Source organism: Lawsonella clevelandensis (genome assembly GCF_003241315.1).
Taxonomy (GTDB): Bacteria; Actinomycetota; Actinomycetes; order Mycobacteriales; family Mycobacteriaceae; genus Lawsonella; species Lawsonella clevelandensis_A.
On record NZ_QFOZ01000001.1, the window covers coordinates 503,149 to 513,856 of the forward strand.

The following is a 10,708-nucleotide window of genomic DNA, read 5'->3' on the forward strand; positions in this document are numbered from 1 at the left end:
CTTCCTTTTCTTTACTCACGCAGTCAATTTCACCATATTTACACGTACTATGGTGTTACTTCTGCCATCCTTTCCGCTGCGCAAAACGCCATGCTTTGGTATCCCAGTCTGCATCAGTTGAGCGGAGCATACCGACGGAATTAGTTGCTAAAGCATAGGCTGCTCCTAAAATGCCAGCTATCGCAATATTGTTAACAATCTCACCAGAGTAAATATGCTGCACAGCTTGCGAAAGGGGCATCCACTGTAATCTCATGTCAGCCTCTTCCTCCTCTGGTGATGGACGATCGACGGAATAGATTCCACGCGCTAAAAAAATTCGCACAGATTCGTCCGCAAATCCTGGAGAAGTAACAGTATCTGCAATAACATGCCATTCTTCAGCTGCATACGATGTTTCCTCACAGAGTTCACGCTGTGCTGCAGTAAGTGGCTTTTCTCCCGGAATATCTAGTATTCCAGCAGGTATTTCCCATAAACGTCGTCCTGTTGGATGTCGGTATTGATACTCAAGTAGCACTTTCATCTCTTCATTGAGAGCAACAATAGCCACAGCACCGGAATGTTCTACGACTTCTCGAGTTGCTATAGTTCCTCCGGGCATTCTTACACGATCTTTACGCAGCGCAAGAATTGCTCCTTCATAAAGAGTCCTTGAATCCACAACCTCAAAGTCATGTGTACTAGGTGCGTTAACCATGGTGTGCTCCTTGATAACCATCAAGCGTTCTTATTGTGATGGTAACGCAGTGCCTCTACTACTAGTCGATGGAACAATGGATGTGGTTGGGTGGGACGAGACTTGTATTCCGGATGTGCTTGTGTAGCAACTAGGAAAGGATGTAACGAGCGATCATATTCAACGAATTCGACTAATTTACCGTCTGGACTTGTACCAGAGATATGTAGTCCGACACTTTCCATATCGTCCCTATAGTCGTTATTGACTTCGAAACGATGGCGATGTCGTTCGGTAATGGATGTTCTACCGTAGATTTCTGCAACAAGCGAGTCTTTTTTCAACACTGCAGGGTACGATCCCAGTCGCATAGTACCGCCCATATCAGCATTGCCTGCCACAATCTCTTCTTGCTCAGCCATCGTATGAATTACTGGATGTGTCGTATCGGGGTCGAACTCAGTAGATGACGCATCATCAATACCCGCCGAACGAGCAGCTTCTAGTACTATGCATTGCAAGCCTAAACATAGACCTAGCAGCGGTATTTTATGTTCACGAGCATAGCGAATAGCGCCTATTTTTCCTTCAATTCCTCGTATTCCGAAGCCGCCTGGGACAACAATACCGTCTACATCGGCAAAGAGCTCAGCTGTAGTGTCTGGGTCCTCGCATTCATCAGCGGATATCCATTTAATATTCGCTTTACTGTATTCGGCAAAAGCACCTGCACGAACTGCTTCAATAACAGACAGATATGCGTCTGGTAAATCAATGTATTTGCCAACAATCGCTATAGTAACTTCACTCTGGGGGTGATGAACACGGTCAAGAAGATCTCCCCATATGGTCCAGTCTACGTCGCGGAACGGCAACTCAAGTTTACGGATGACGTAGGTATCCAGACCCTCATCATAAATAACTCTAGGGATATCGTAGATGGATGGTGCGTCGGGACAAGAAATAACGCCTTCATCATCAACATCGCACATACGCGCAATCTTGTTTTTCAATGCGTCCGGTACCGGTCGATCAGCTCGCAATACTAACGCATCGGGAACAATACCGATACTGCGTAAAGTCGCCACAGAGTGTTGAGTTGGTTTTGTCTTTAACTCTCCCGATGGGGCAATATACGGCACTAATGAGCAGTGCAAGTAGAAAATATTTTCTCGTCCAACATCATGGCGTAGCTGTCGAACAGCTTCTAGGAAAGGCTGTGATTCAATATCGCCTACCGTGCCACCAATTTCAGAGATAACGACATCTGGTGAGATACCGTTCTCGTCGGGTTCTTCCATCGCAAGGATAGCTTCTTTAATGGCATCAGTAATATGCGGTATTACCTGTACGGTTCCCCCTAAATACCCACCACGCCGCTCTTTAGCTATGACATTGGTATAAATGCGCCCAGTAGTGATGTTACCGCGCTGTGACATGGGTACATTCAAAAATCGTTCATAGTGGCCGAGATCAAGATCAGTCTCCGCTCCATCTTCAGTAACATACACTTCACCATGTTGGAAAGGATTCATAGTGCCAGGATCAACGTTGAGATAAGGATCCAGTTTTTGCATGGTGACGGAAAGACCACGGGAAATAAGAAGCTGTCCAAGACTAGCTGCCGAAAGGCCTTTACCGAGGGATGATACAACCCCACCTGTAACAATAATGTGTTTACACGCGCGCTTATCAGTTCTATTTAGTCTATTTAGCACGAAAACTCCCGTATGTTTCGTGTGCATTTTTTAAAAAAGCACACTTTTCCTACGGGATTTCAGATTATCATAGCGGTGTTGCTGGGGTCACTTTGTCTTCGTTAACTCGACAAGACGTAACACAATATTTGCCTGGCCAGATTTCTTATCTGCTTTGCCTACAACAGCAAGTTTCTTTGTCGTAAAAGTTTTTGCTGCTGTAAGAGGACCATTCACATGTTCAGCACCTGTTGCACCGGTAACAACGGTAGCAACTTTTCGTTGCGCTAATCCCTCCGCAATTTTCGCTATCGTTATCCCTCGTACTCCATCTTCGGAGTTAGGTGCTGAACTGTTATTGGCTCCTCCGGATACGAGAATTGCACAGTCAGCTTCCCCGAGAAAACTATCGGGAGTCACAAAACCATTAGCTGCCAGCCGATCCATAAAAGTAGAACGTGCTGCATCTACTGTTGGAGTATCCGCTTGTACAGATAATGATCCCAGAATAGAGCCCGTTAAACGGCCTGAATTCTGATCTCTATCTGTTGGTAACTCAACTCCTTTGGGAAGAGCATTAGTAACAAGGGTAGAAAGTTCAGCATCATTTTCTGTGGCAGCAAATTTTGGTGTCAGGGTGATAAATCCTGTTAGTCGACCAGCAGCAGATGTCACTTGCTTCTGAATTTGGGCAATTGTCTCACGATTAGCCGCAGGAGTAGCGATAATAAGTACTTTTCTATTAGCAAGAGCCCGTACAGGTACATCTGGTACAACATCTTCTGTCTGTGTGGCAGTAGTAGATGTTGAATTATCTGAAGAGACTAGTGTTCCTCCGGTAATAATGCCAATGCCAAGTGCAGCAAACACTGCAGCAATGGTAAGAGCAATTCCGTTTCCCTTTTTCATCTTTTATCTTCCCTAGGAATAGCGGTCATGGAACAACTAGAACCAGCCTTGGACAGTAGTAGCAAAGCTATTCCATCCATCGATAATGGTTGAGGCACCTGGAGCATCTGGAAAACCATAGAGATACACCATAAAAGCAGCAAAAATAACAGCTACTACAACTAGCAGTACGGCCCACCAGCTCACTGTTTGGTCAGGTCGGAGCGAGCTTATAGCTTGCGCATCAACAAGACAATGCGCAACTTTTAACCGGGTAAGAAAGGCCGCGGCACTAGTACTTATAGAATCTGGATCCAAGAAGTCCTGCAAACTCATTGTTAGCCCGACGGCAACAACAAGAGACGCTCCTGCATAATCTACGAGTAGAAGTGCAAGTTCTTCTGCATCTGCAACCGCTGGAAAAGTAATTGCAGAAACCCCTTGGTCCTGTACTCTCTCTAGACCTTCTGCATGTCCATCCGGGGAGGCAGGAAGGACTAATTGGGCTCCACATTGTAGAGTTTCATTAGTCATACTGCGGGGGTCTCCAACTAATAAATCAGGCTTATATCCTGCATCTACGAGGAGCTCGGCACCTGCATCAACACCGACTAAAACCGGTTTATACTTCTTAATAAACCAGCGGATAGAACGAAGCTGAGCGGCACTTTCACTACTATTCCCAATAACAACTACTTTACGGTCGACCATATTGCAATCGACATCGGGCACACCGATACCTTCTAGTAAAAGAGGCGACTCTGTTGAAAGAAATTCCGCAGTGTTACCCGCAAAAGCAGCTAATTGTTCATTAACACGCGTACGGCGTTCTTCAATCTTCCGTGAAACCTCTGGGAGAGTAAGTGCGTTACCGTGCGCTACGGCTTCGCCTTTCACCCAAATAGTTCCGGTATCCATGGAAAGTGGATGACCTTCTCGAACAACATCAAAAATGGTCTCCCCTACTTCATCAACTACTGCTACACCTGCTTGCAATAACGTAAGGGTTCCATAGGTGGGATATTTATTCGACAGTGCCGATGCAGCGTTAATTACTCCCACAACTCCGGCTTTAAGAAGATCCTCTGCTGTGGCTTGTGTAAGGTCTGGCTCATTGATGACGACGATATCACCCGGTTTTACTCGATGAAGCACACGCGCGAGAGAACCATCCACTCGTGCGATCCCGGTAATTCCAGGATCAGAGTTACTATCGGAACGAGAAATAGGCCACTTCATACCAGTTATTATTTCTGAATATGCCAATTGGATAGTAGAGGCGCGCCGAGTTTATAACGGTTAATCTGCAGTTTTTAATTTTTTAGCAGTTTCCCATAGTTCTTTGGCATGTGCTTTACCTGTTTCCGTATCTCCTATACCTGCCAGCATCCTTGAAAGCTCCAGTATCCGTTCATCGTCATCTAGATGAGTAACGGTTGTTACTGCTACCTGTGTGGAATTATCTTTCGTGACGGTAAGGTGAGAATCCGCAAAAGCAGCTACTTGCGGAAGATGTGTGACAGCGAACACTTGATGAGTTCGTGATAAACGGGAAAGACACCTCCCTATCTCCAATGCCGTTGAACCACCAATCCCGCTATCAACTTCATCAAAGATAAGAGTACGACCGTAGTCTTTTTGTGCAAGAACAACTTCTAAAGCCAACATCACTCGTGATAGTTCACCTCCAGAAGCTGCTTTTGAAATAGGTTGCGGGATGGAACCGTTATTCGCAGCCAGGAGGAAAGTGACACTATCTGCACCATATTCTGAAAAATGTTCTGTACTACCACTGGTAGCAGCACCGTCCAGAGGCGAAATATCAATAGTAAAAGTTGCTTTATCCATCGCCAATGTATGTAAAACAGACGTTACTAATTTTTGTAAAGTCCGAGCATATTTTTTACGAGCAAGGGTAAGAGTATGAGCCGCCTCATGAAGCTCTCCAGCTAATCGATCAACTTCTTTTTGGAGTTGGTCGAGAGTCGTTTCCGACGTATCAAGTTCAGCGATACGCTTCTCTGCGTCATTCTTCCATCGCAAGACATCATCAGCATCAACTCCGTATTTACGAATAATGTTTTTGATACTTGCTTGACGAGCTAATTTTTCTTCTAATACAACAGGATCTGCATCAAGAGCTTCAAGATAAGAATGAAGACCAGAGGAAAGTTCTTCAAGAATAGACAGTACTTCGTCAAGCTGTTCCGCTGACTCTTCCAGAACTGCATCACTGCTACCGTGTAAAACATCACGGCTTTCCCCCAAAGAACTAATAGCCGCCGGAGAGCTATGGTCGGGAAGAGAACTCAGCCCATCCCCTGACAAGAAGGAAACATCTCCGCTGACAAGAAAATAAGCACGACTGGCAATATCTCGTAGTTCGTCTACATCCATCAACCGGCGAATCTCTTCTTGAAGCTGCCTATCTTCTCCGGAAGAAAGATTTACCTGATTAATTTCTGCGACAGATTCTCGTAATTGAGCAACCTCACGGGCACGTTCGCGGCCCTGACTTTGGCGTTCGCGAAGTTCCCGAGAGCATACTTTCCACTGCTCCCATAGCTTTCGATAAACCGTGTACAGTTCACTAATCTCATCACCACCGTACTGGTCGAGTGCTTCACGCTGTTGTGCCGAACTCAGCAACCGTAACTGATCATGCTGTCCATGAATAGTCAGCAGAGGACGGCTAAATTCAGCAAGGATACCGGCAGGAACGCTTCGTCCTCCCAAATGCGCGCGAGAGCGTCCATCGGACCGTATCGTTCGTAAAGCGATAATTGATTCGTCGTCATCGGTTTCAGCACCGCACCCGGCAAGCAGCTCGCTTGTTTGATGAGCTAACTCATCAGGTAATCCATCTACATAAAAACGGCCTTCAACACGGGCTTCGCTAATATCCTCATCCGCCGTATTACGTACTTGTGATGAATCGGCCCTCTGCCCAGTAAGAAGCTGGAGCGATGAGACTACCATCGTCTTTCCAGCACCTGTTTCACCAGTGACAACAGTAAAACCCGGGTGTAGTTCAAGATCCGCTTCCGCGATAACACCTAAATTTGTAATTCGTAGTTCGCTTAACACAAGGCTAGATTAACTGATCTACGCATTTTTGTGGGGAGCTGCATGCGGAGAAACATCCCTCCATCCTTGGACGGGAAGATGGAATTTCCGTACCAATTTATCAGCAAAAGGACTGTTATCAAGGCGAATCATGCGAACTGGACGAGAGCCTTTTCGCACTTCAATACGCTCACCATTTTCCACACGAATTCCGCGGTATCCGTCAAGATAAGCCATCGCGAGACCACGCCCACAGTGAATATCAATTGTCACTAAAGAATCTGGAGAGACAACAAGTGGTCGTGTAAAAAGACCATGTGCATTATTCGGCATAACGAGCATAGCAGCCATCTGCGGCCAGACAACGGGTGCTCCCGCAGAAAAGGAATGTGCCGTAGAACCTGTCGGTGTCGAGACAAACATACCGTCACACGCATAACTAGAGACCGGCCGATTATCAATTGCTAATGTGGCTTCAAGAATTCCTCGATGCGTTGCTTTTTCTAAGCTAAGTTCGTTAATAGCCCAGCTACCAGTACGAACACGATTATCTGAAACAACTCCGACGTCAATAGTCATGCGATCTTCAACTGTGAAATCTCCTGATATGAGTCGATCGAGCGCATTCCAGATGTTATCTGCTTCAAGCTCTGCCAGAAAACCAACATGCCCCATATTGATACCAATTATGGGTATATCGGCACCATGTGCAAGATCTGTACCTCGTAAGAAACTACCGTCGCCGCCTAAAACAATTATGAGATCGCTAGAAGAAGCCGTACTGCGGGCCTCATCAATAACGGAAGCAGAGCAGGCTCCTGGAGGTTCATTCCATGGATCTGTGCTCAAAATACTACTGGTGATGCCTCTACTACGAAGATAATCAGCAACCTCATGAGCAACCTGAGGTGCATCATAGGAGTAACCAACAATGAGCACAGATTTGGGAGTAAAACCCACATGATTATGCTCAGAACGTTGTATCTTCGACATTATTGAGGTCCTTTTTCTACTGCTTCAGCTGCTAAAGCAGATATTTGGAATAGTGCTTCATCGTCATTTCCTACGATACACAATGGCCGTGTAAGCGAATCAGTATCGTTCTCTTCACTACCGCACTGCGAGTGAGGGTACGCTTCAATCCAGAGAAAATACTCTACATTTCCAGATGGTCCAGGAAGAGGAGAAGCAGCAATATCCCGAATACCCATGCCCAGATCAAGCGCTTTTTGGGCTACTTGGCATATTGCTTTCTGACGTTGTGCAGGATCTCGAACGACCCCTCCTGCTCCGACATTATCTTTTCCTACCTCAAATTGAGGCTTTACCATAAGCATCATTTGTGCGTCATCGGTACAACATGCAAGAAGTGCATCGAGCACTAAAGTCAAAGAGATAAATGAAAGATCCGATACAACTAGATCTACAGGACCACCAATACTAGCTGCATCGATGGAACGCACATTAGTACGATCAAGTACTGTTACACGCGGATCATTTTGCAGACGCCATATCATCTGCCCATATCCGACATCTACGCCTACAACATGCAAAGCCCCATTTTCGAGCAGTACATCAGTAAAACCACCAGTGGAAGCACCGGCATCGAGACAGCGTTTTCCCTCTACGGTAAGACCTTGCGGTCCAAACGCAGCAAGAGCGCCCAATAATTTGTGCGCTCCTCTACTAGCCCACTTATATTCTTCTAATTCTTCGACAACTAGTGGGGCATCAGAAGAGACTACACTAGCCGGTTTTTTAACCGGCATGCCGTTACATGTAACGCACCCAGCTTTAATCAGATCAGCGGCATGTTCACGGGAACGAGCGAGTTTACGGCGCACTAGCTCGGCGTCGGCACGGAGACGGTGCACCATCGGTAGATCCTTCCACTAGTCTAATTCGTCTTCGACAGCATCCAATGCCTGTGTTAGTAGATCATGAGCATCATTCAAAAAGCTAATAGCACTATCAGTATCATCATTGCACTCAAGACTCTTCGAGAGATACTGAGCAACTTCTTGATAGATTATTTCGGGAGTAACACCAGCAAATTTCTGTGCATTGGAGGCAAGTGAAGCAGGACTAGCTGAACTCATTGACTTAGTTGAGCTCATAGAGTCGACCATGATACAAGCTCCTCCGTATCAGTTGTATCAAATCCTTTTACTACTTTTACGCACTGAGTATTGTCCCATGCTTGCACAATAAGAGCAGCTATTTTTTCTACGTGGGAAGCATGTTTATTCAGAAATCTAACGGTAGCTACTCCGCTACAATCAACGTCAAGCAAAAGAATCTCTTTTGCATATGCACGCGAATAATGAGGAAGATTGAAATCTTTAGGGGAACACACAAGATCCTTTAAGAACCGCAGATCTGGCACTACATATGTAGGTCTCTGTTTCTTACTAGCATTACAAATATCTGTAATGCTAGTTACTCCGGTGAGCACGCAAAGAGTATCGTAGCCTGCATTATTACCCCCCTCAATATCAGTATCTAGTCTATCGCCAATAACAAGAGGATTTTGTCCCTCTACGAGATGAGCTGCTTGCTGCATACTTTGTGCAGCCGGTTTACCTGCAGTAATAGCACGTACACCTGTAGAGACCTCAACTGCAGCAACCATCGCACCGTTACCAACATTAAGACCTTGTTCACTGGGGAGGCATGTATCTTTGTTCGTTGCATAATACCGAGCACCATTCCTGATAGCCCTCGCTGCAGCAGACAGTTGTTTCCAGCCTGTGGCATCTGAATGCCCTTGTACAACTGCCTTCGTCTGACACGAATTATCTCGGACTGTAGAAAATCCACTTTCGCGAACTACCTGTTCAAGATAAGGAGTACCGAGAACAAGAACTTCTGCTCCCGATACAAGGTCCTTCTTCATTACTTGTGCCGCTAACTGTGCACTGGTCACAATATGCTGGACATCCGTGTTATAGCCAATACGCTTAAGTCGGTGATGCACCGTATCCGGAGAACGTGAAGCATTGTTTGTTACATAAACAACGCAGTCTCCGAATGTATTAAGAGCATCAACAGCGTAGGGAACAGGTAAATCACCGATGTTGGCGGTACCGTCTAGATCAACTAGAAAAGAGTCATAACTCGATTGTGCCACAGCGGAATTACCTTAATTCTCAAGTTCTTCAAGCCTATCAACGGCATCGGTAAGAACCTCATCATCAATTGCTACAACACGTTGGAACCAGTCAATAGCTTTATCTTTATCTCCAGCTGCCAAAAGTGCGTCTGCATAGGCGTAAAAATATCTGACCGCAGTATCCCCCACTTGTGACGGATCAAGATTGCCCTTTTCCAAAACTGCAATAGCAGCATCATACTCGTCCATATCTTCATGAGCTCCCGCAACGACAATGCGGAGTTCAGCTAAAGCAGTTTCATCTAAATCCTTAACATATTCACTGTTAAGCATTTCGATTGCGCGTTCTGGGCGCCCCAATCCTCGTTCACAATCAGCCATCAAACTGAGCATGCCTGGCCCTCCACCTATACGCCGAGCTGTACGTAACTCACTAAGTGCTTCTTGCCAGTGCCCTGTACGATAAGCAATGATGCCCGTATGCTCTCGTACTACTGCAATTCTGCCAGCATGATCGCGAGCTGCCTTCGCGTGAGCTAAAGCTTCTTTCGGATCTTCATCAATAAGTGCATACGAGGCAATCATATGGCTTGCAACTCGGTTAGCATTTTCTCTAGAGAGCATGTGAAGATCTCTTCGTATATCGCTAGGAAGATCGCGTGGATCTACCCATTCAGGAATCTGAGGATCTTTATTAGCCCGTTTAGACGACCGCTCATCTCGTGAACGATAGTTCTGATCCGGTGAGTAGCGCTTCTTCGTTGAAGAGTAAGAATTTCTCTTTCCCCCTCGAAAACGACGCTCATTCCCCGTAGAAGACGATTTATCCAACCGTTTATTGTGAGAATCATGGTGACGAAAACCGTTGCTATCCGTACGGTCATCCCATTTACTGTGTTGATTACCCCGTTTATATTTATGGTCAGAACTTCTGACATCAGAATTTCTTGAATTAAAGTTTTTTCTATCGTTCCTTCTCCTATTTTCGAAAGAACGAGATTGTCTTTGCTCTCCAGACTCTCTTGTTCCTCTAGTAGAGCGTTGGGAATGAGCAACTCGAGAAGAAGGATGATGGAATGATGTACTAGAAGAGCGCTTTCCCTTGTGGGACCCTTTATTATTCACGTACTCTGCCATCATATTTCCTTGATCCGTAATCTTTTGTGATTTTTAGTTTACATAAAAAAACTGTGGGGAGCCTCAAAGAGACTCCCCACAGCACAACGTTAAAGTTCGGCAGCGACCTACTCTCCCACACCCTCCCGA

At 45.8% G+C, this 10,708-nt stretch carries 10 protein-coding genes; all 10 read right to left on the reverse strand.

Features of this window, described 5'->3' with window-relative positions; all coding sequences use genetic code 11:
• Nucleotides 1-55 precede the first annotated feature (55 nt).
• The 10 genes from DI579_RS02310 to DI579_RS02355 are packed head-to-tail and all read right to left on the reverse strand — an operon-like array spanning nt 56 to nt 10,027.
• Nucleotides 56-700, reverse strand: a complete 645-nt coding sequence (locus DI579_RS02310) for an NUDIX hydrolase (protein ID WP_303678618.1) — start codon at nt 698-700, stop codon at nt 56-58.
• 20 nt (nt 701-720) lie between these two features.
• Nucleotides 721-2,424, reverse strand: coding sequence for a CTP synthase (locus DI579_RS02315; protein ID WP_290595200.1), 1,704 nt, complete (start codon nt 2,422-2,424; stop codon nt 721-723).
• Between the two features lie 60 nt (nt 2,425-2,484).
• On the reverse strand, nt 2,485-3,285 hold the full coding sequence (locus DI579_RS02320; protein ID WP_290595198.1) for a copper transporter: 801 nt from the start codon (nt 3,283-3,285) through the stop codon (nt 2,485-2,487).
• 36 nt (nt 3,286-3,321) lie between these two features.
• Entirely contained in the window at nt 3,322-4,503 is a 1,182-nt protein-coding gene (steA, locus tag DI579_RS02325; protein ID WP_303678619.1) for a putative cytokinetic ring protein SteA, read from the reverse strand.
• A 60-nt stretch (nt 4,504-4,563) separates the two neighbouring features.
• Entirely contained in the window at nt 4,564-6,351 is a 1,788-nt protein-coding gene (recN, locus tag DI579_RS02330) for a DNA repair protein RecN (protein WP_303678620.1), read from the reverse strand.
• A gap of 18 nt (nt 6,352-6,369) precedes the next feature.
• Nucleotides 6,370-7,323, reverse strand: a complete 954-nt coding sequence (locus tag DI579_RS02335; protein WP_290595192.1) for an NAD kinase — start codon at nt 7,321-7,323, stop codon at nt 6,370-6,372.
• Nucleotides 7,323-8,207, reverse strand: coding sequence for a TlyA family RNA methyltransferase (locus DI579_RS02340; RefSeq protein ID WP_290595190.1), 885 nt, complete (start codon nt 8,205-8,207; stop codon nt 7,323-7,325). Before DI579_RS02340 ends, DI579_RS02335 begins: the two co-directional genes overlap by 1 nt.
• Before the next feature lie 15 nt (nt 8,208-8,222).
• Complete coding sequence (locus DI579_RS02345) at nt 8,223-8,429, reverse strand: hypothetical protein (RefSeq protein WP_290595188.1); 207 nt, start codon at nt 8,427-8,429, stop codon at nt 8,223-8,225.
• Between the two features lie 14 nt (nt 8,430-8,443).
• Nucleotides 8,444-9,460, reverse strand: a complete 1,017-nt coding sequence (locus DI579_RS02350; protein WP_290595186.1) for an HAD-IIA family hydrolase — start codon at nt 9,458-9,460, stop codon at nt 8,444-8,446.
• A 12-nt stretch (nt 9,461-9,472) separates the two neighbouring features.
• On the reverse strand, nt 9,473-10,027 hold the full coding sequence (locus DI579_RS02355; RefSeq protein ID WP_290595185.1) for a lipopolysaccharide assembly protein LapB: 555 nt from the start codon (nt 10,025-10,027) through the stop codon (nt 9,473-9,475).
• Between the last annotated feature and the right edge of the window lie 681 nt (nt 10,028-10,708).

Coding starts and splice junctions, on each gene's coding strand:
- DI579_RS02335 (WP_290595192.1), bottom strand. CDS start 7,323: ATGTCGAAGATACAACGTTCTGAGCATAATCATGTGGGTTTTACTCCC.
- DI579_RS02310 (WP_303678618.1), bottom strand. CDS start 700: ATGGTTAACGCACCTAGTACACATGACTTTGAGGTTGTGGATTCAAGG.
- DI579_RS02340 (WP_290595190.1), bottom strand. CDS start 8,207: ATGGTGCACCGTCTCCGTGCCGACGCCGAGCTAGTGCGCCGTAAACTC.
- DI579_RS02315 (WP_290595200.1), bottom strand. CDS start 2,424: ATGCACACGAAACATACGGGAGTTTTCGTGCTAAATAGACTAAATAGA.
- DI579_RS02355 (WP_290595185.1), bottom strand. CDS start 10,027: ATGATTGCCTCGTATGCACTTATTGATGAAGATCCGAAAGAAGCTTTA.
- steA (WP_303678619.1), bottom strand. CDS start 4,503: ATGAAGTGGCCTATTTCTCGTTCCGATAGTAACTCTGATCCTGGAATT.
- DI579_RS02345 (WP_290595188.1), bottom strand. CDS start 8,429: ATGAGTTCAGCTAGTCCTGCTTCACTTGCCTCCAATGCACAGAAATTT.
- DI579_RS02320 (WP_290595198.1), bottom strand. CDS start 3,285: ATGAAAAAGGGAAACGGAATTGCTCTTACCATTGCTGCAGTGTTTGCT.